This window comes from Paraburkholderia phenazinium, assembly GCF_900100735.1.
Classification (GTDB): domain Bacteria; phylum Pseudomonadota; class Gammaproteobacteria; order Burkholderiales; family Burkholderiaceae; genus Paraburkholderia; species Paraburkholderia phenazinia.
The window spans coordinates 586,327-604,456 of the sequence record NZ_FNCJ01000001.1 but is presented as its reverse complement, the minus strand read 5'-3'; the positions used below and the strand labels follow the sequence as shown (position 1 = coordinate 604,456).

Here is an 18,130-nt window from a genome sequence, read left to right as displayed (position 1 = left end):
GGATGGCGAAACACTTCCCGATCAAGACGCTTATCGGCCTTGCACAGGACGACGTGGACGCCGCGGCGCAACGACTCGGCCGCGCGCAGCGCGAGGCGAGCGAAGTGCAGGCCCAGCTCGACGCGCTGGTGCGCTACCGCGACGAATACCACGCACGCTTTAACGCCACCGCACAGAGCGGCATGGCGGCCGGCAACATGCGTAATTTCCAGGCCTTCATCGACACGCTCGACGCCGCCATCGAACAGCAGCGCAAATTGCTGCAGGCGGCCAATGCACGGGTCGAAACGGCGAAGCCGGAATGGCAGCGTCACAAACAGAAGTTAGGCTCGTACGAAGTATTGCAAGCACGCGGCGACGCGGCGGAGGCGCAGCAGCTTGCGCGGCGCGAACAGCGCGACGCCGACGAACACGCCGCACGAATTCTCAGGATGCGCGCCGAGGGCGTTTGACGCACGCGGCGGTTTCAGCCTCCGGTCGCTGAAACACGCGTGCTCGACCGGACCTTGACCGGACTCATTGGATAGACAGGATCAGCCATGTCGCCACTATCGTTAATCAGCTCGCTGTTCAGCTCCTCGGGCAGTTCGCCGACGAACAGCACGCCGGACGCCTCCAGCGCCGTGCCGTTCGCGCAGACCTTGCAACAGAGCATCGGCTCGCAGAACAACGCGTCGCAAAGCGCCAGCAACCCGGCGCCGAGCGCACCGGCGCCGACACCCGCAGCATCGCCCTCCCCGTCGGCGGCAGCGGCTTCGGCGAGCGCGCAAGCGGCTGCGCAGTCGAGCAGCCAGAGCTCGAACAGCAGCAGCAACAGCACGACCGCCGGCCAGAGCAACAGCGCCGCCAACGGGACCAGCAACAGCGGCACGACCTCGGCCTCGTCATCGGGCAACACCCAGCAGGGCACGGGCAATAGCAGCAACGGCTCGACCCAGCAAAGCGCCAACAACTCCAGCAACACGACGACCTCAACGGCAGCCGCCGCGGTGGCCGCTCAGTTGCAGGCCCAGGCGCAACTTCAGGCGCAGGCCAATGCGAACGCCAACGGCGCCAACACCACCACGACGGACGACGCCAGCACGACGCTGACGGACGCGACGACGGGCCTGGCTGGCGCGACGGGCACGGCGACGGACGGTACGCACCACGGCAAACACGTGGGCGACTCCGACCCGAAATCGATCAGCGACGCACTGCAGGCGGCGCTGGCCGCGTTGAACGGCGCACAGGGCGCGGTACCGGCACAGGCCGCGAACGTAGGCAATGCGAATGGCGCGACGACAGGCACGAGCGGCACAGGCGGCCTGAATGGCGGAAGCGGCTTGGCGCTGCACGCATCGACTAGCAGCAAGACGATGACGAACGGTTCGATGCTGGGCGACGCGAAGGGCAAGCTGGGCGAGAAGCTGGAGCAGACGGCGACGACGACGGCAAGCACGGCGGACACGGCGAAGAATGCGGCTGACGCGCTGGCGGCGTCGGCCACGACGGATACACAGGACAGCCTGTCGGCGCTGAAGAGCACGGCGGACGCGGCGAATGCGGCGATGGCGGCGAGCCAAGCGGCGGCAGCGAGCGCTTCTAGTGCGACGACGGCTGCGGCCCAGGGCACGAACCCGGCGGCCGCAGCGGCGGCGGCTAGCACGCTGGCGCCGACGGTGGGGACATCGGATTGGGAAGATGCTTTGGGGCAGAAGGTGGTGTTTCTGTCGAACGCCCATCAGCAGAGTGCGGAGTTGACGCTGAACCCGAAGGACCTGGGGCCACTTCAGGTGGTGTTGCAGGTTGCCGATAACCATGCACATGCGTTGTTTGTTTCGCAGCACCCGCAGGTGCGGGAGGCCGTTGAGGCGGCCTTGCCGAAGTTGCGGGAGGCGATGGAGCAGAATGGGATTGGGCTTGGCAGTGCCAGTGTTAGTGATGGGTTTGCCAGGCAGGCCGGGCAGCAGGGGCAGTCTGGGGGCTCCGGCAACGGACGTTCTAATGGGTCTGGGGTTGCCTCCGGCGGGGATTCTGAAGATGATGCCGCTGTCGCTAATGTTGCCGTTCGGCGCTCTGTTGGGTTAGTGGATACGTTTGCTTGATGTTTGGTTTTTTGGGTTTGCCTACGCGGCGCTTTGGCTGTGTTCTTGCGGTGTTGGCCTTTCCTTGCATTCTTAGTGGTCTGGTCGGGTTTGCTTTTGGCTGTTTGCCTGCGGTGTTGGCCTTTCCTTGCTTTGTTATCGGTCTATTAGCTTCGCCCCTGTGCGGGGCGGCACTTACTTTCTTTGCCGCCGCAAAGAAAGTAAGCAAAGAAAGCGGGCTTCAAACCGCCAGCTCGTAGTGAGCCATCTCGGTCTGCCACCGGGAACGGCCCAAGACGAGACCCGCCCTCGCACCACTCACGGTAGTGACACAGCAGTCATTCATCCCGCCTCCGCACTTCGTGCGTCACCGGTCGGGTTCACCCGTGGTATGCATGCACACTAGATTCAACCTGCGAGCCGGTTCGCATAGAACCATGCAACCAAGCCGTTGATAGACCATGCGAACGAAGCCGTTGGATGGTGGTGCCAGAAAGACGTCTTGAGAGGGGAGTTATGCCCGTCGGCGGGGCGCGTAGCGCGACGCTGGAACGGATGAGCGCTGTGTCACTGAGGTGAAGTGTGCGAGAGCGGGTCTCGTCTTGGGCCGTTCCCGGTGGCAGACCGAGATGGCTCACTACGAGCTGGCGGTTTGAAGCCCGCTTTCTTTGCTTACTTTCTTTGCGGCGGCAAAGAAAGTAAGTGCCGCCCCGCACAGGGGCGAAGCTAATAGACCGATAACAAAGCAAGGAAAGGCCAACACCGTAGGAACACCAACTCAAACGCCGTAGGCATAACAACCAAAGCCGTCAGCCAGACAAACGAACAAACCCTAGAGATACCCCCCAAACCCCCTTCTTTTCGACCCATCGCGCGACGCGCAATTCAACAACAATTCACCCTACCAGCACTGAGGCAAGCAAGCACCCATGGCATCGACGACCGCAAACCAGCAAGGCACCGTTCAGCCGGCCGCTCCCGGCCCGATGAAGCGTATTCTCCTCATCGTGCTGATCGCCCTCATCGCCGCAGGCGCAGCCGGCGCCGGCACCTGGTTCTTCATGTCCCGGCATGAGCCCGCCCCCGCCGCGGCGCAAGCGGCCTCTGCCACCGCCGCTTCGCCGCTCGCCGTGCCGGTGTTCTTCCCGCTCGAACCCATGACCGTCAACCTGCAGTCCGATGACGGCCAGCAACACTATCTGCGTATCGGTCTCACCCTCAAGCTCAACGACCCCAAGGTCCAGCAAGAGCTCACCGACCATATGCCGGAAGTCCGCAGCCGCGTCCTGCTCGCACTGTCGAACAAACACCCGGAAGATCTCGCGCCCCTCGACGGCAAGCGCGCGCTCGCCACCGAACTGAAAACGCTGATCGAACAGCCGAACGACAAGGGCGCTGCGCCCATCACCGTCGAAGACGTGCTGTTCACCGAATTCGTCGTGCAGTGACGCCGCTTTACGCTGCTGCCATCATTAACCGCCAAGGGACGCACGAGGAATAGGAATGGGCCACGAAGAGTTCATGTCCCAGGAGGAGGTCGATGCCCTCCTCAAGGGCGTAACCGGCGAGTCCGACTCGGAAGCGGAGCAGTCTGACCGCGCCGGTGTCCGGCCGTACAACATCGCCACGCAGGAACGCATCGTCCGCGGCCGGATGCCCGGCCTCGAAATCATCAACGATCGCTTCGCGCGGCTTCTGCGCGTCGGCATCTTCAACTTCATGCGGCGTACCGCGGAAATTTCCGTCGGCCCGGTGAAGGTGCAGAAATACAGCGAATTCACCCGCAACCTGCCGATCCCGACCAACCTGAATCTGGTCCACGTCAAGCCGTTGCGCGGTACCTCGCTGTTCGTCTTCGACCCGAATCTGGTGTTCTTCGTCGTCGATAACCTGTTCGGCGGCGACGGGCGTTTCCATACCCGCGTCGAAGGGCGCGACTTCACGGCCACCGAACAGCGCATCATCGGCAAGCTGCTGAACCTCGTGTTCGAGCACTACACGACGTCGTGGAAAAGCGTGCGGCCGCTGCAGTTCGAGTTCGTGCGCTCGGAAATGCACACGCAGTTCGCCAACGTCGCGACACCGAACGAAATCGTCATCGTCACGCAGTTCTCGATCGAGTTCGGCTCCACCGGCGGCACGCTGCACATCTGCATGCCGTATTCGATGATCGAACCGATCCGCGACATCCTCTCCTCGCCCATCCAGGGCGAAGCCGTGGACGTCGACCGCCGCTGGGTGCGCGTGCTCTCGAAGCAGGTGCAGGCCGCGGAAGTCGAACTGACTGCCGATCTCGCACAGGTCCCGATCACGTTCGAACAGATCCTGAACATGCGCAAAGGCGATGTTCTGCCCATCAACATCCCCGAACACATCACCGCCAAGGTCGACGGTGTCCCGGTGATGGAATGCGGCTACGGTATTTTCAATGGTCAATATGCGTTGCGGGTCCAGAAAATGATCAGCGCAGCGGACACGATGAAGGAAGGTGGATATGACTGAGCTGAATGCAACGCCGGAGAAGGAACTGCCGGGTGAGACGCAACTCCCCGGTGCGGATTCCGAAGAGGCCTCGCTCGACGACTGGGCCAGCGCGCTCGCCGAACAGAACGACAACAGTGCGGTCAGCGCCACGACCGCCGGGGTGTTCCAGCCGCTCTCGAAGGTGGAGCCCAACACCACCCGCAACGACATCGACATGATTCTGGACATTCCGGTCCAGATGACGGTCGAGCTCGGCCGCACCAAGATCGCTATCCGCAACCTGCTGCAACTCGCGCAGGGCTCAGTGGTGGAACTCGACGGCCTCGCCGGCGAGCCGATGGACGTGCTGGTCAACGGCTGTCTGATCGCGCAGGGTGAAGTCGTGGTGGTCAACGACAAGTTCGGCATCCGCCTGACCGACATCATCACGCCGTCCGAGCGCATCCGGAAGCTGAATCGATGAAACGCCTTGCCGGGCGCAGTGCGCGCCCTCGTGGGCGCAGCGCTGCGCACCGGCCGTCGGACAACCGCAAGCGTGCCGCGACACTCGCCGGTACCAGCGGATGCAACGCCGTAGCCACCGCCCTCGCTTTCCTGCTGGCCGCACCGCTCGCCCTCGTTGCCACGAGCGCCAGCGCAGCCGACATGAATGCGGTCAACCATCCCGCCCAGGTCGCCTCCACGGTCGGCGCCGGTTCTGCCGTGCCGTCGCTCGGCTTCGGCTCGGTGCTGCAAACCATCTTCGGCCTGTTCGTCGTGATCGGCCTGGTGTTCGCCTGTGCCTGGCTCGCGCGCCGCTTCGGCCTGCAACCGGGCAACCGCGGCAGCCTCGTGAAGACCATAGGCGGCACCTCGCTCGGCGGCAAGGAGCGGGTCGCGGTCGTCGAGATCGGCGATACCTGGCTCGTGCTCGGCGCGGCGCCCGGCAATGTGCGCCTGCTGCACACCATGCCGGCCGGCTCGGCCAGCGGCGCTGGAGCATTCGGCGCGAGTGGCTCAGACAGTGCCGCCAACCCGGGCAGCGCTCTGCAAGGCACCTTCGGACAACGCTTTCGCGACGCCCTGAAAGGCGAAGTGGGCAAACGTTTCAACCGGCCAGACGGCAGGGATCAGTAAATGCAGTTCAGTCATCGACCAGCGCGCCCCGGGCACGCGGCCTCACGCCGTGCGACTGCCCCCAGCCGGCGCCGTTTCCTTATGACGCTTTCCACCATGCTGCGGCGCCTCGCCCCGCTCGCGCTGCCGGCCCTGCTGATGGCGCTGCCGTCGCTGTCGTTCGCCCAGGCGGCCGGCTTGCCCGCTTTCAACACCAGCCCGGGACCGAACGGCGGCACCACCTATTCGCTGAGCGTGCAGACAATGCTGCTGCTCACGACGCTGTCGTTCCTGCCGGCCATGGTGCTGATGATGACGAGCTTCACGCGCATCATCATCGTGCTGTCGCTGCTGCGCCAGGCGCTCGGCACGACGACCACGCCGCCCAACCAGGTGCTGGTGGGTCTCGCGCTGTTTCTCACGCTGTTCATCATGTCGCCGGTGCTCGACAAGGCCTATAACGACGGCTACAAGCCGTTCTCCGACGGCACGATGCCGATGGATCAGGCGGTCAACCGCGGGCTCGCGCCGTTCAAGACCTTCATGCTGCGGCAAACCCGCGAAACCGATCTGGCGCTGTTCGCCCGGATTTCGCACGCCGCGCCGATGCAGGGCCCCGAAGACGTGCCGTTGCCGATGCTGGTGCCGGCGTTCGTCACGAGCGAGCTGAAAACCGGCTTCCAGATTGGCTTTACTATCTTTATTCCGTTCCTCATCATCGACATGGTGGTGGCGAGCGTGCTGATGTCGATGGGGATGATGATGGTCTCACCCGCGACGATCTCGCTGCCGTTCAAGCTGATGCTGTTCGTGCTGGTGGACGGCTGGCAGTTGCTGATCGGCTCGCTCGCGCAGAGCTTCGTCTAGTCCCGTCGTCTAGTTCGTTTAACCTTCAACGTATCCGGCCTACTCATCATGACACCCGAATCAGTCATGGCGCTGGCGCACCAGGCGATGTACGTCGCCGTGCTGCTGGCCGCACCGTTGTTACTGGTGGCGCTCGTCGTCGGTCTAACGGTGAGTCTGTTTCAGGCCGCCACGCAGATCAACGAAACGACCCTCTCGTTCATCCCCAAGCTGCTGGCGATCGCTGTCACGCTGGTGATTGCCGGCCCGTGGATGTTGTCGACCATGCTCGACTATCTGCGCCAGATGCTGATGAACATCCCGACGCTCACCAACTGAGCCGAACCAGGCATTAGGCTCCCGCCATGTTTACCGTCACCTATGCGCAACTGAACACGTGGATGGCCGCGTTTCTGTGGCCGCTCGTGCGGATCCTGGCGCTGGTGGCCACCGCCCCGGTATTCGGCAACGCGTCCGTCTCGACGCGGGTGAAGATTGGCCTCGCCTGCTTCATCACGGTCATCGTCGCGCCGACGCTCGGCCCCCTGCCGCAGGTCACCGTGTTTTCGGCGATGGGCGTGTGGATCATCGTCAACCAGTTTCTGATCGGCGCCGCGCTCGGCCTGACGATGCAGCTCGTCTTCACGGCGATTCAGGCAACCGGCGAATTCGTCGGCCTCGGCATGGGGCTGGGTTTTGCGACCTTCTTCGATCAGCAGGCGAGCGGCTCGAGCGCGGTGCTCTCGAGCTACATGAACGTGTTCGGGATGCTGGTGTTCCTGGTGCTCGACGGCCATCTGCAGATCATTAGCGCACTGATCGCCACCTTCCAGACCCTGCCGATCTCGGGCAACCTGCTCGGCGCCGCCGGCTGGCGCGCGCTGGCGGGCTGGGGCAGCACCATCTTTTCGATGGGGCTGCTGCTGGCGCTGCCGGTGGTCGCCGCCCTGCTTATCGCCAACCTCGCGCTCGGCATTCTCAACCGCGCCGCGCCGCAGATCGGCGTGTTCCAGATCGGCTTTCCGCTCACCATGCTGGTCGGCATGCTGCTGTTGCAGCTGATGGTGCCGAACATGATCCCGTTCTTCTCGCGGCTGTTCGATAGCGGGATCGACCAGATGGGGCGGGTCGCAGCGGGATTGCGTTAAGCGCGCCGGCGCGGCTGCGCCACGGCTCATCCCTGTCATGCCTGCGTTGCCCACCAACAAAAACGGGAGGCCGCCGTAGCGCCTCCCGTCTTGCCCAACAGACCCCTTCGCTTACTGCTACTGCCTTACTGGTTCAAGTACTGGAACAGCGACATCTGCTGAACCTGCACGAACGCCTGCTGCGAAGCCTGCAGCGAGTACTGCGTCTGCGTGTACTTGCTGATGGTCGACGCCATGTTGGTGTCGGTCAGATCGGCCAGCGAGCTGGTGTTCTGCAAGGTCTGGTTCTGGTTGACCGTCTGCATCGCCTGAATCTGGTTCTCGCGGCCGCCCACGCTAGCGAGCACCGTCGTGACGTTCGACAGCGTGTTCTGCACCTGCGTGAGGCCCACATTCAGCGAATTGGTGAGCGCCGCGGCAGCCGCCGGCGTGTCGGCCGGGGTCTGCAATGCGGTGATCATGTTCTGGATCGTCGCGAAGATGTTGGTGCCGCCTTGCGACGCGGGAACCTGAGCCGCGGGCGTGACGGTGAACGCATCGCCAGCGGCCGGCGTGCCGGTAATCGACACGCTCTCGCCGCTCGTGCCGAGCGTAATCGCCGAGCCGGCGGTGTACGGCTGCGGGGTCGGCGCGGGTGTCGCCGGGTTAGTGACATCCGACACCGTATAGCTCAAGACAGCCGGCGTGCCCGCCATACTGAAGGTAATCCCATAGGTGTCGGCAGTCGCGGAAGCCGCCGCGTTGGTCGTGCTGACCGGCCCGATGACCCCCGTACCGGTATTGCCTGCCGCTGCATAGGCGACCGGACTGGCCGTCTGCGGCGTCACGCTCATGAATACCGACTGGCCGCTGTCGTTGGTCGCGACCGAGCTCGTGTCCGCGATCTGCGTGGTCGACACACCGTTGTCGCCGTTGTAGACGACCGTGCCAGCCGAATTCTGCGTGAACGGTTGCGAGGCCGACTGGAAGCCGCCGAACAGATAGTTGCCCGAGGGCGACTTGGTGTTGGCGAGCGTCATCAGGCTGGTGTTCAACTGCTGCAGCGTCGCCGCGATCGCACTGCGGTTGGTGTCGTTGAGCGTGGGATTGCCGGCGCTCAGCAACTGCGAGTTCACGCTTTGCAGCGTCGAAGTCACGCTCTGCAGCGTCGAGTCTTCCGACTGCAGCGCAGTCAGCGCCGAGCTCTGATTGCTCGAGTACTGCGAGAGAGCCGCGCCCTGCATGCTCAACTGCACCGCCTGGGCCGCGCCCAACGGATTGTCGGCAGGCGTGGAAAGACTCACGCCGCTCGAGATCTCGCCGTACAACTGGGTCAGTTCGCTTTGCTGATTGTCCATGGTCTGGACATTCATGCTGAGATACTGCGAAGTAGAGATGCGCATCGCTCAACGCCTCACGAGAATATGCCGAGAATGGTCTGGAACAGCGTGTCAGCGGTCTGAATGACCTTGCTGTTCGCCTGGTACAGTTGCTGGTACTGCAACAGGTTTGCTGCCTCTTCGTTGATGTTCACACCTGAAACCGACTGCTGCGCCGAGGTGATCTGCGTCACCAGGGCGGTCTGCGTCGTGTTCGAAGCATTGACCGAATTGGTCGTGTTACCCACCGTGTTCACGTAGTTCGCGTACGCGGTCGTGAGCGTGGTGGTGCCGCCGTTGAGCGTCTGCGCACTGACGAGGTTCGACATCAGCGTCGCGTTGCGGCCGTCGCTCTGTGCGCCGCTGTTCGCTGCAATCGTGAAGGTGTCGTTGTTCGCCGGGGTGCCGGAAAGCGTCAGGCTAATGCCGTTCATCGAGCCGGCGGTGGCCGGCGTCGTGTTGATCGTCATGGTGGCGCCAGCCGTAGGCGAATACGGCACGACCGTGGTGGTCGCCGCAATCGTCGTGCTGGTGCCGTTGACCGTCACCACCGAGCCGACCGGAAAGCCGGTCAGGCCGCCGGAGGCTGAGCTGTACGTCAGCGTGGTGGTCGTCGCCGGCAGCGAATAGCCGGCCGAGACCGCGCCCTGGGTAATCGTCGCGGTACCGCTATTGCTGCCGCCTGCCGTGACCAGCACAGGCGAAGCCGCGGCGATCGCCGAACCGTTGGTGGTCGTCAGGGAGAAGCTGCTGAGCGCGCCGCTCGTCGGCGACACGTTGAACGAATCGCCGGCGTTCATCGTGCCGGTCATCGAGAAGTTCAGGCCGTCGATCGGGTTCGCGAGACTGGTTGCCGTGCCGACTACCGCGCCGCTCTGGTTATCGGTCAGCGTATAGGCGCTGCCGTTGTACGCGAGCGTGTAGTTGCTGGTCGTCGGCTGCGTCGCATTGACGAACGACACGCTCAACGAAGCGTTGCCGGTGTTGTTCGTGTTGGCGGTGGCCGTCGGCCCCGCGACCGAGAACAGCGCGCCGCCAGTGCTGCCGGAGAGCGTCAGGCCCAGCGCGTTCTGGTTGTTGACCTGCGCGGCGAAGCTGGTGGCGATCGCGCCGAGTTGCGCCTGCGCCGGATCGAGCGACTGGGTGCGGAACGTGATCAGGCCGCCGAGCGTGCCGCCCGCATTCTGCATGGTGCTGTCGGACAGATACTGGGTCGTAGCGGCGCTCGGCTTGGTGCCGGCCGCGCCCAGATAGGTCACCGACAGTTCGCTCGGATTCGACTGCGAAGGCGCGGTGCCGAGGTTGAAGCTGGTGGTGCCGACCACGAGCGACTGGCCGCTCGGCAGGAACACACTGTCGCCGGTTGAGCTGGCCACCACCTGTACGCCGACGAGCGACGACAGGTTCGAGATCGCCTGGTCGCGCTGGTCGAGCAACTGGTTCGGCGGCTGGCCTTGCGAGCTGGCGGCGTTGATCTGCTGGTTCAGCTTGGCGATCTGGGTGGTGTACGTATTGATCTGCGCCACGGTCGAGGACAGTTGCGTGTTCACGCTCTGGCCCAACTGCGCGTATTGCGAGCCCACCGAGTTCAACTGGGCGGCGAGCGTCTGCCCGTCGCTGATGGCGGTTTGCCGCGTGGCGAGACTCCCCGGGCTACCCGCGACGGTCTGCAAGCCGGTGAAAAAGTTGGTGATCGCGGTCGAAATCCCCGACGTTGGGCTACCGACGAGGTTGTTCAACTGCGCGAGCATCGTGTAGTTGGTGGTGAGCGAACCGCTCGTCGACTGCGCGTTGTTCAGCTGGGTCGTGAGGTATTGACTGTACGCGCGCTGCACCGTGGTCGTGGACACGCCCTGCGGCAGATAGCCGGAGCCGGTGTATTGACCGGAGCTTTCCGAAAACACCGGGCTTTCGACATCGTAGCCAGGCGTCGTCGAATTGCTGATGTTCTCGCTGGTCGTCGTCAGCCCCCACTGGGCTGCGTTAAGTCCACTGAGACCGATATTGATAAGGTTGCTGGACATGCGTCATCCTGAAGGGCTGGCAACGCGCCCACCGAGTTGCCAAGACTCTATGTATATCGGCGCACTGGCGACAAAATTGAGGGGGCAACCGGTTTTTATGCGTGCGCCGCAACGAGGCGGCGCCGCACGTCAACTCAGGTTCGCACCAGCGAGCGCCGCTTCATTTCAAGTTGCGTAATCAGGCGCTGCAAGGTGTTTTCCGCGCTGCCCGGCAGCCGCACGAAGCGCAGGCCGAGCTGATAACGCAGCGTGCCGTTCGGCAGGTCGATGGCGCGGAACGACACCAGTTGCAGATCCAGGGAAAGCTTGCCCGGCGCGCCGAGGCTCAGCTCGCAATCTTCCAGCGTGCAACCCATCGGCAGTTCGGCGACGCGCGTGTCAGTCGTGCGCATGCCGACTCCGCCGAGCGACAGGTCGTGCACTTCGAAGCGGAAGCGCTCGCCGTCGGGCAAGCGGCCCGTGCAGGTATACGGATCGAGCACCGGCGCGTCGACGCGGAAAAACTCGCGGCGCTGCACGTAAAACAGGACTTCGGGGAAGTCGGCTTTGAACGCCGGCCGGCCTTCGAAGGTGGTCTCGCGCGGCGCGCTGGTAGCGAATTCGACGCGCACGCCGTCGGGCTGGGCGTGGAAAGTGCAGCGGGGAGCCGCGATCAGGCCGCGGTTCTGTTCGGCGAGAGCGCCCCAATCGAAGGTGAAGGTGCGCTCGCGCACGTCGACGTCGAGAATCCGGGTGACTAGTTGGCCTCCCTTGTACTGCGCGGTCAAGAAGTCGCCGCGGTTGACGAGATTGCGCAACTGGACACCGATCTCGAGCGGATTGCGGCGACCGAAATCGTTGCCGGTTTCAGAAGAGCCTTCCGTCTGGCCGTTCGTCTCAGTGGTATCCATGGGCTTGCCGGTATGCATGTTCTTACGGGCCCGTGCCCGAGGTCCAGTGCCGGGGCCCGTGACACGCGCGTTTGACCGGGAAACGTTACCCCGGTATTAAGGTCTGACTGAATAGCGGCAGTCTGAACCTAAAGTTTAGGGTAATTGGTCGAAATATTTCCCGCAAACGTTAAACCGGGCGCCTGGGCGCGCAGGGCGCGGCCCGCTCAGCTCATCCGGTCCATGATCGACATCAGCTTCCTGGCGTAGTGCGGATCGGTCGCGTAACCCGCGCGCTGCATGCCCATCGCAAACCCCGCGGCGTCGTGCGAACCGTTCAGCACCTGGGCGTAACGTGGGTTGTTCTTCAGCAGTTGCGCATAATCGGCCATCGCTTCGTCGTACGAGTCGTAGGCGCGGAATTTCTCCACCACGCGCTGCGGCTTGCCGTTGTGATACTCGGTGGTCATGGTCGTGACGGTCTTGCCGGTCCAGTCCTTGGTCGCCTTGATGCCGAACACGTTGTGGCTGGTCTCGCCGTTCGACTTCATGATCTCGCGCTTGCCCCAGCCCGATTCGAGCGCGGCCTGGCCGATGATGAAACGCGCCGGCACGCCGGTGGTTTCGCTCGCGGCCTGCGCGGAAGCAGCCAGCTTGTCGACGAACGCATCGACGTTGGTCGTGCCGTCGCCGCGCAGCGGCGGCGTCAAGGCGCTGTTGCGCGAGTAGCCCACGCCATTGGCAAGCGAGCCGTTTGCCTGGGCGTTGCCGTAGGCCTTGGCCAGCGCGTTGAGCGCCGCGGTGTTGCCGGCGCCCGCGTCGCCGCCCTGCATGCCGGCGTTGTTCATCAACTGCTTGAGCATCGCATCGGCCACGCCGATCCCTTTGGACGACATCTGCTGCGCCATCTGCTCGTCCATCATCGAGGTGAACTGCGCGCCGTCGCGCGAATCGAGCGGACCGTCCTGGGGCGTCGCATCGCGCATGCTTTTCAACATCATCGTGATAAACGAGGCGTCGAACTGCTTGGCGGCCATCTTGACGCCCTGCTGGGGCGACGCGGCAACCTTGGCACGCAGGCTGTCGAACCCCTGCACGTCGAGCGCAAAGCGCTGCGTCAGATCATTCGGGCCAGAAGTGAGATCGGTAGTCATCGCGACTCCTTAGATGATTTCAAGTTCGGCGCGCAGAGCCCCTGCCGCCTTCATCGCCTGCAGGATCGACATCAGATCGGCGGGTGTCGCGCCGAGCGCATTGAGCGCCTTGACGACGTCGGCCAGATTCGCACCGGCACTGACGTACTTCATCGCACCGTTGTCCTGCTTCAACTGGATCTGGGACTGCTGTGCGACCACGGTCTGGCCGCCCGAGAAAGCGCCCGGCTGGCTGACCACCGGCGTGGTGTTGACCACCACCGAGAGGTTGCCGTGCGCGACCGCGCAATTTTGCAGCGTCACCATCTGGTTCATGACGATCGAGCCGGTGCGGGCATTCAGCACCACCTTGGCAGCCGCCTGCGCGGGCTTCACGTCGATATCTTCGAGCTGCGCCATGAACGACACCTGCTGGGCCGGATCGGCCGGCGCGCGCAACTGGATCGTGCGGCCGTCGAGCGGCGTGGCGGTGCCCTGGCCGAACACGTTGTTGACGGCGGAGACGATACGCTGCGTCGTGTCGTAGTCCATGTCGTTCAGCTCGAGCTGCATCGTGCCGTCCTGCGTGATGCTGGTCTGAACTGCGCGTTCGACGATCGCGCCGGCGGCGATACGCCCTGCCGCGAGCTGGTTCACCTGCACACGGCTGCCGTTGGCGCTGGCGCCGGCGCCGCCCACCGCCAGGTTGCCCTGGGCGAGCGCATACACGGCGCCGTCTGCGCCCTTCATCGGCGTGAGCAGCAGTGTGCCGCCGCGCAGGCTCTTGGCGTTACCGAGCGACGAGACCGTCACGTCGATCGCCTCGCCGGGCCGGGCGAACGGCGGCAGCACGGCCGTCACCATCACGGCGGCGACGTTCTTCAACTGGATGCTGGTAAGCGCCGAGGTGCTGCTGTTCGACGAGCCGGCCGACTGGTTGTTGATCGAGATGCCGAGGTTGGCCAGCATGTTCGCGAGCGTCTGCGTCGTGAACGGCGTCTGGGTGGTCTGGTCGCCGGTGCCGTCGAGACCGACCACGAGGCCATAGCCGATCAGCGGGTTGTCCCGCACGCCCTGAATCGCCACGAGATCCTTCAGCCGTTCGGCGTGGGCGGCAGGTGTGGCGGGCGGCAGTGCTCCGCAGGCCAGCGCGAACACCAGACAAACGAGGCCGCAACGACGCAGACGGCGGAAAGATACGAAGCTCATGATCACCACGGTGCCACGTTAAGGAAGAAGCGCTGTAGCCAACCCATAGTCTCCGCCTCGTCTATATAGCCCTTGGCCGAGTACTCGATCTTGGCGTCGGCCACCTGGGTCGAATACACGGCGTTCAGGCCGGAAATCGTGTTCGGGTTGACCACACCCGAGAAACGCACGAACTCGTTGCCCTGGTTAATGAGCATCTGCTTTTCGCCGCTCACCACGAGGTTGCCGTTGGGCAGCACATTGGTCACCGTGACGGTGATCACGCCGTTGAAGGTGTTCGACGCATTCGCCCCGCCGGTGCCCTGGAACGTGTTGGCGCCCTGGGAGTTGAGGTTGGCCTTGCCGAACAGGCCGCCGAGAAAACCGGCGGTCGTGGTGGAGAACTGGGTCGTGGAGGCGCGGTTGGTATTCGCACCCGACGACTTGGTCGCGTTGATGTTTTCCTGAATGACGATAGTCAGGATGTCGCCAATATTGCGCGGCCGCTGGTCTTCGAACAGCGGCCGGCCCGCATAACCCGGGTTGAAAATCGAACCCGGCGTCTGCGCGTGCGGCGGCACCGGCGGCACCGCCGTCATCGGCTGCTGCACGATCGGATCCTTCGGCAACTGCGCGCAGCCGCCCAGCGCCAGAACCAGCGCGCTGGCGGTGGCGACGAACGCGCTGCGCGCGTCGCCCCTGGCCGGATGGAGATTGAATTGCGACATCGTATGTACCTACCGCCTGAAGTTCCGAACGTTCAAACCTGCATCTGCGACAGGGTCTGCAACATCTGATCGGACGTGGTAACGGCCTTGCTGTTGATTTCGTACGCGCGCTGGGTCTGGATCATGTTGACCAGTTCCTGCACGACGTTCACGTTCGAGGTTTCGACGTAGCCCTGTTGCAGCGAACCGGAACCGTTCGAGCCCGGGGCCGCGACGTTCGGCGTGCCCGACGAGCTGGTTTCCGAAAACAGGTTTTCACCCTGCGCGTCGAGGCCCGCCGGGTTAATGAAGGTCGCGAGCTGCAGCGAGCCGATCTGCGTGGTGTTCGAGCTGTTGGCCTGGGTGATCGACACCGCGCCGTCGCTGCCGATCGTGAGCGACGTGGCGTTCTGCGGCACCGTGATCGACGGGATGATCGGGTAGCCGCTCGAAGTCACCAGTTGACCCTGCGCGTTGGTCTGGAACGAGCCGTCGCGGGTGTAGCTGGTGGTGCCGTCGGGCATCTGCACCTGGAAAAAGCCGTTGCCGTTGATGGCGACGTCTTTCGAGTTGCCGGTTTGCTGCAGATTGCCCTGGGTGTAGAGGCGCTCGGTGGCGACCTGTTGCACGCCGGTGCCGAGCTGGATGCCCGAGGGTACCTGGGTCTGCTGCGTCGAGTCGGCGCCAGGCTGCCGCACCGTCTGGTACAGCAGGTCTTCGAACACGGCGCGCGAACCTTTGAAGCCGTTGGTGCTGACGTTCGCGAGGTTGTTCGAGATGACGTCCATCTGGGACTGCTGCGCGTTCATGCCGGTCGCAGCGATATAGAGTGAGCGGTTCACGGTGTGTGTTCTCCTGGGTGCACGCTAGGCGTCGCGCCCGTTAGCTGAAACTGAGCAACTGGTTGGCGGTCTGGTCGTTCTGATCGGCGCTTTCGATCATCTTGGTCTGCATCTGGAACTGCCGCGCATTGGTGATCATCGAGACCATCGCGTTCACCGGATTCACGTTGCTGCCTTCGAGCGACTGAGGCGCGAGCGTCACGCTCGGATCGGCGTCGGCCGGATTGCCGTCGGCGGTGCGAAACATGCCGTCGTCGCCGCGCTTGAGCGACCCGGCCGCCGGCTTCACCAGCTTCAACTGGTCGACCACGGCGATCGCCGAAGCGGGGTCGCCCGGCGCCAGCGCGGAGATCGTGCCGTCCTTGCCGATCGTGATCTGCGCGCCCGGCGGCACCGAGATCGGGCCGCCCGTGCCGAGCACCGGCAGGTTGGTGGCGTTCACCAACTGGCCGTTCTGGTCGATATGCAGATTGCCGGCGCGCGTGTAGGCCTCGCCGCCGTCGGCGGTCTGCACCGACAACCAGCCGTCGCCCTGCACCGCGACGTCGAGCGGATTGCCGGTCTGCTGAATCGGTCCGGGCGTTTCGTCCGCGCCCGGTGTCGACGACAGCACGAAAGTACGCGTGGTCTGGTCGTTGACCGTGCTGCCGTCGCCGAACGACATCGGTACCGCGCGAAACGTCTCGAGCTGGGCGCGAAACCCAGTGGTCGAGGTGTTCGCGAGATTGTTCGCGACAATGGCTTGTTGCTCGAGCGCCTGGGTGGCGCCCGACATCGCGGTATAAATCAGACGGTCGGTCATGCGTTCGGCTCCTGTGACACTGATGCTTACAGGTTGATCAACGTCTGGTCGACGGTCTGCTGCGTCTTGATCGTCTGCGCGTTCGCCTGATAGTTGCGTTGCGCGGTGATCAGATTGACCAGTTCGTTGGTCAGGTTCACGTTCGAATCTTCCACCGCGCCGCCTTGCAGCGTGCCGTGGTTGGTGCTGCCCGGCACCGAGATCTGCGCGACGCCGGACTGCGCGGTCTGCTGATACTCGTTGTTGCCGAGATCGACGAGGCCGTTCGGGTTGTTGAAGTTGGCGAGCACGATCTGGCCGAGCGCAGCCGTCTGGCCGTTCGAGTAGTTGCCGGTCAGCACGCCGTTGGTGCCCACCGAGAAGTTCGTCAACTGGCCGGCCGCGAAACCGTTCTGCGACAGGTTGTTGGTGCCGTCGGTGCTGCCGTACTGGGTCGTGCCGGTCAGGTTCAGCGTCATCGTCTGCGGCGTGCCCGAGCCGTCGGTGTTCGGGATCGTCAGGTTGACGGTGCCCGGCGTGGCCGCGGCGCTCAGCGTCACCACGCCGCCTGCGCCCACGGTGGCCTGTTGGATGTTCGAGAGCGTGCCGTTCGACGAGAAGGTCGCCTGGGCGATCTGCGAGATCGTGCCGCCTGCTACGCCCGCATAGACATTCCACGTGCCCGAGGCGGTCTTGGCGAAATACATATTGACCGTTTGCGAGCCGCCGAGCGAGTCGTATGCCTGCACCGAGGTCGAGTAGTTATAGGTCGCGGAGTTGCTTGCGCTAAACGTGGTCGGGTTCGGCGTCACAGTCACGGAATTACCGGCGGCTGCCGTGCCCGACAGCGTGACGGACTGACCGTTGCCAAGCGTGATCGCCGTTCCCGCCGTATAGGTTTGCACGGCCGTAGTCGTGCCTGCGGTCTGGTCGTTCACGGTGTACTGCGTCGGGCTCGAGAAGTTGATCACATACGTATCGTTGTTCGTGCCGGCCGATGCGGTAGTGATCGTTGCACCACCGCTCGTCAGCGCGCCGGCGTTGGTCATGTTGACGTTCGGCGTGCCCAGCATCAGCGCATCCTGTGCGTTCAGGTTGAGCTGCGCGGTAATCGCGGTGGTCGCCGTCGGCGCGATGTTAGTGGTCGGCACGGTCAGCGGCACGGTCTGCGCGCTGTTGATGATGCCGCTGGAGTTCGCCGCATAGCCCATCAACTGCAGGCCCTGCGAGTTCACGATCTGACCGGTGCTATTCAACTGGAACACGCCGTTACGCGAATAAGTCAGCGTACCGTTGTTCGACATCTGGTAGAAACCGTTGCCGTTGATGGCGACGTCCAGTGCCGTTCCCGTCGTGTTGATGGTGCCCTGCGAGAACTGCTGCTGCACGGCCGCGAGCTGCGTGCCGATACCAATCTGGTTGTTGACGGCCGTCGCGACCGAGTTCGCGTACATATCGGCGAACACCGCGGTGCCGCTCTTGAAGCCGATCGTGTCCGCATTGGCGATGTTGTTGCCAATCACGTCGAGATCGCTCGATGCAGCCGACAGGCCGCTCAAACCTTGCTGATAACCCATGACGGTCTCCGA

The 18,130-nt window shown here is 63.9% G+C and carries 20 protein-coding genes; 10 read left to right on the top strand and 10 right to left on the bottom strand.

Annotated elements, in window-relative coordinates; translation table 11 throughout:
* Positions 1–2 precede the first annotated feature (2 nt).
* A complete protein-coding gene (fliJ, locus tag BLQ92_RS02735; protein ID WP_090681436.1) occupies positions 3–452 on the top strand; it encodes a flagellar export protein FliJ in 450 nt (149 codons plus the stop codon).
* Positions 453–466: 14 nt separating this feature from the next.
* Here the strand turns inward: fliJ and BLQ92_RS41225 are convergent, their stop codons facing one another.
* A complete protein-coding gene (locus BLQ92_RS41225; protein WP_342342378.1) occupies positions 467–964 on the bottom strand; it encodes a hypothetical protein in 498 nt (165 codons plus the stop codon).
* A 25-nt stretch (positions 965–989) separates the two neighbouring features.
* Here BLQ92_RS41225 and BLQ92_RS02730 point away from each other — a divergent pair, with 25 nt between their 5' ends.
* The 9 genes from BLQ92_RS02730 (at position 990) to fliR (ending at position 7,639) form a co-directional block, all read left to right on the top strand.
* On the top strand, positions 990–2,087 hold the full coding sequence (locus BLQ92_RS02730; RefSeq protein WP_342342377.1) for a flagellar hook-length control protein FliK: 1,098 nt from the start codon (positions 990–992) through the stop codon (positions 2,085–2,087).
* A complete protein-coding gene (locus tag BLQ92_RS40380; protein WP_143016500.1) occupies positions 2,084–2,326 on the top strand; it encodes a hypothetical protein in 243 nt (80 codons plus the stop codon). Before BLQ92_RS02730 ends, BLQ92_RS40380 begins: the two co-directional genes overlap by 4 nt.
* 669 nt (positions 2,327–2,995) lie before the next feature.
* On the top strand, positions 2,996–3,514 hold the full coding sequence (gene fliL / locus BLQ92_RS02725; protein ID WP_090681432.1) for a flagellar basal body-associated protein FliL: 519 nt from the start codon (positions 2,996–2,998) through the stop codon (positions 3,512–3,514).
* A 55-nt stretch (positions 3,515–3,569) separates the two neighbouring features.
* Positions 3,570–4,568, top strand: coding sequence for a flagellar motor switch protein FliM (gene fliM, locus BLQ92_RS02720; RefSeq protein WP_090681430.1), 999 nt, complete (start codon positions 3,570–3,572; stop codon positions 4,566–4,568).
* Positions 4,561–5,013: a flagellar motor switch protein FliN gene (fliN, locus tag BLQ92_RS02715; RefSeq protein WP_090681427.1), complete on the top strand. Its 453-nt coding sequence runs from the start codon at positions 4,561–4,563 to the stop codon at positions 5,011–5,013. Before fliM ends, fliN begins: the two co-directional genes overlap by 8 nt.
* Positions 5,010–5,666: a flagellar biosynthetic protein FliO gene (fliO, locus tag BLQ92_RS02710; RefSeq protein WP_090681424.1), complete on the top strand. Its 657-nt coding sequence runs from the start codon at positions 5,010–5,012 to the stop codon at positions 5,664–5,666. The genes fliN and fliO overlap by 4 nt, the downstream gene beginning before the upstream one ends.
* Positions 5,667–6,512, top strand: coding sequence for a flagellar type III secretion system pore protein FliP (gene fliP / locus BLQ92_RS02705; protein ID WP_090681421.1), 846 nt, complete (start codon positions 5,667–5,669; stop codon positions 6,510–6,512). It abuts the gene before it with no gap.
* Positions 6,513–6,560: 48 nt separating this feature from the next.
* On the top strand, positions 6,561–6,830 hold the full coding sequence (gene fliQ, locus BLQ92_RS02700; RefSeq protein WP_090681420.1) for a flagellar biosynthesis protein FliQ: 270 nt from the start codon (positions 6,561–6,563) through the stop codon (positions 6,828–6,830).
* Positions 6,831–6,856: 26 nt separating this feature from the next.
* On the top strand, positions 6,857–7,639 hold the full coding sequence (fliR, locus tag BLQ92_RS02695) for a flagellar biosynthetic protein FliR (RefSeq protein ID WP_090681417.1): 783 nt from the start codon (positions 6,857–6,859) through the stop codon (positions 7,637–7,639).
* Positions 7,640–7,764: 125 nt separating this feature from the next.
* Here the strand turns inward: fliR and flgL are convergent, their stop codons facing one another.
* From flgL to BLQ92_RS02650, 9 genes are all read right to left on the bottom strand, one after another.
* Positions 7,765–9,021 carry a flagellar hook-associated protein FlgL gene (gene flgL, locus BLQ92_RS02690; RefSeq protein WP_090681414.1) on the bottom strand — a complete coding sequence of 419 codons (1,257 nt, stop codon included), beginning with the start codon at positions 9,019–9,021 and terminating at the stop codon, positions 7,765–7,767.
* Positions 9,022–9,032: 11 nt separating this feature from the next.
* Complete coding sequence (gene flgK, locus BLQ92_RS02685) at positions 9,033–11,021, bottom strand: flagellar hook-associated protein FlgK (protein ID WP_090681412.1); 1,989 nt, start codon at positions 11,019–11,021, stop codon at positions 9,033–9,035.
* Between the two features lie 134 nt (positions 11,022–11,155).
* Positions 11,156–11,911, bottom strand: a complete 756-nt coding sequence (locus BLQ92_RS02680; protein WP_175771950.1) for a flagellar brake protein — start codon at positions 11,909–11,911, stop codon at positions 11,156–11,158.
* Between the two features lie 206 nt (positions 11,912–12,117).
* Positions 12,118–13,044 (bottom strand): flagellar assembly peptidoglycan hydrolase FlgJ, encoded by a 927-nt coding sequence (gene flgJ, locus BLQ92_RS02675; protein ID WP_090681407.1) that lies wholly within the window; start codon positions 13,042–13,044, stop codon positions 12,118–12,120.
* Positions 13,045–13,053: 9 nt separating this feature from the next.
* A complete protein-coding gene (locus BLQ92_RS02670; protein ID WP_090681404.1) occupies positions 13,054–14,232 on the bottom strand; it encodes a flagellar basal body P-ring protein FlgI in 1,179 nt (392 codons plus the stop codon).
* 2 nt (positions 14,233–14,234) lie between these two features.
* Positions 14,235–14,939 carry a flagellar basal body L-ring protein FlgH gene (gene flgH, locus BLQ92_RS02665; RefSeq protein WP_090681401.1) on the bottom strand — a complete coding sequence of 235 codons (705 nt, stop codon included), beginning with the start codon at positions 14,937–14,939 and terminating at the stop codon, positions 14,235–14,237.
* Between the two features lie 32 nt (positions 14,940–14,971).
* Entirely contained in the window at positions 14,972–15,760 is a 789-nt protein-coding gene (gene flgG / locus BLQ92_RS02660; protein ID WP_090681399.1) for a flagellar basal-body rod protein FlgG, read from the bottom strand.
* Between the two features lie 40 nt (positions 15,761–15,800).
* A complete protein-coding gene (flgF, locus tag BLQ92_RS02655; RefSeq protein WP_090681396.1) occupies positions 15,801–16,562 on the bottom strand; it encodes a flagellar basal-body rod protein FlgF in 762 nt (253 codons plus the stop codon).
* Between the two features lie 26 nt (positions 16,563–16,588).
* Entirely contained in the window at positions 16,589–18,118 is a 1,530-nt protein-coding gene (locus BLQ92_RS02650; protein ID WP_090681394.1) for a flagellar hook protein FlgE, read from the bottom strand.
* Positions 18,119–18,130: the final 12 nt, after the last annotated feature.

What these genes read in the sequence shown, in the direction of transcription:
- BLQ92_RS02670 (WP_090681404.1), bottom strand. Translation starts at nt 14,232, where the DNA reads ATGAGCTTCGTATCTTTCCGCCGTCTGCGTCGTTGCGGCCTCGTTTGT.
- fliQ (WP_090681420.1), top strand. Translation starts at nt 6,561, where the DNA reads ATGACACCCGAATCAGTCATGGCGCTGGCGCACCAGGCGATGTACGTC.
- fliO (WP_090681424.1), top strand. Translation starts at nt 5,010, where the DNA reads ATGAAACGCCTTGCCGGGCGCAGTGCGCGCCCTCGTGGGCGCAGCGCT.
- BLQ92_RS02680 (WP_175771950.1), bottom strand. Translation starts at nt 11,911, where the DNA reads ATGGATACCACTGAGACGAACGGCCAGACGGAAGGCTCTTCTGAAACC.
- fliN (WP_090681427.1), top strand. Translation starts at nt 4,561, where the DNA reads ATGACTGAGCTGAATGCAACGCCGGAGAAGGAACTGCCGGGTGAGACG.
- fliR (WP_090681417.1), top strand. Translation starts at nt 6,857, where the DNA reads ATGTTTACCGTCACCTATGCGCAACTGAACACGTGGATGGCCGCGTTT.
- flgL (WP_090681414.1), bottom strand. Translation starts at nt 9,021, where the DNA reads ATGCGCATCTCTACTTCGCAGTATCTCAGCATGAATGTCCAGACCATG.
- flgH (WP_090681401.1), bottom strand. Translation starts at nt 14,939, where the DNA reads ATGTCGCAATTCAATCTCCATCCGGCCAGGGGCGACGCGCGCAGCGCG.
- BLQ92_RS02650 (WP_090681394.1), bottom strand. Translation starts at nt 18,118, where the DNA reads ATGGGTTATCAGCAAGGTTTGAGCGGCCTGTCGGCTGCATCGAGCGAT.
- flgK (WP_090681412.1), bottom strand. Translation starts at nt 11,021, where the DNA reads ATGTCCAGCAACCTTATCAATATCGGTCTCAGTGGACTTAACGCAGCC.
- flgJ (WP_090681407.1), bottom strand. Translation starts at nt 13,044, where the DNA reads ATGACTACCGATCTCACTTCTGGCCCGAATGATCTGACGCAGCGCTTT.
- fliM (WP_090681430.1), top strand. Translation starts at nt 3,570, where the DNA reads ATGGGCCACGAAGAGTTCATGTCCCAGGAGGAGGTCGATGCCCTCCTC.
- fliL (WP_090681432.1), top strand. Translation starts at nt 2,996, where the DNA reads ATGGCATCGACGACCGCAAACCAGCAAGGCACCGTTCAGCCGGCCGCT.
- fliP (WP_090681421.1), top strand. Translation starts at nt 5,667, where the DNA reads ATGCAGTTCAGTCATCGACCAGCGCGCCCCGGGCACGCGGCCTCACGC.
- fliJ (WP_090681436.1), top strand. Translation starts at nt 3, where the DNA reads ATGGCGAAACACTTCCCGATCAAGACGCTTATCGGCCTTGCACAGGAC.
- flgF (WP_090681396.1), bottom strand. Translation starts at nt 16,562, where the DNA reads ATGACCGACCGTCTGATTTATACCGCGATGTCGGGCGCCACCCAGGCG.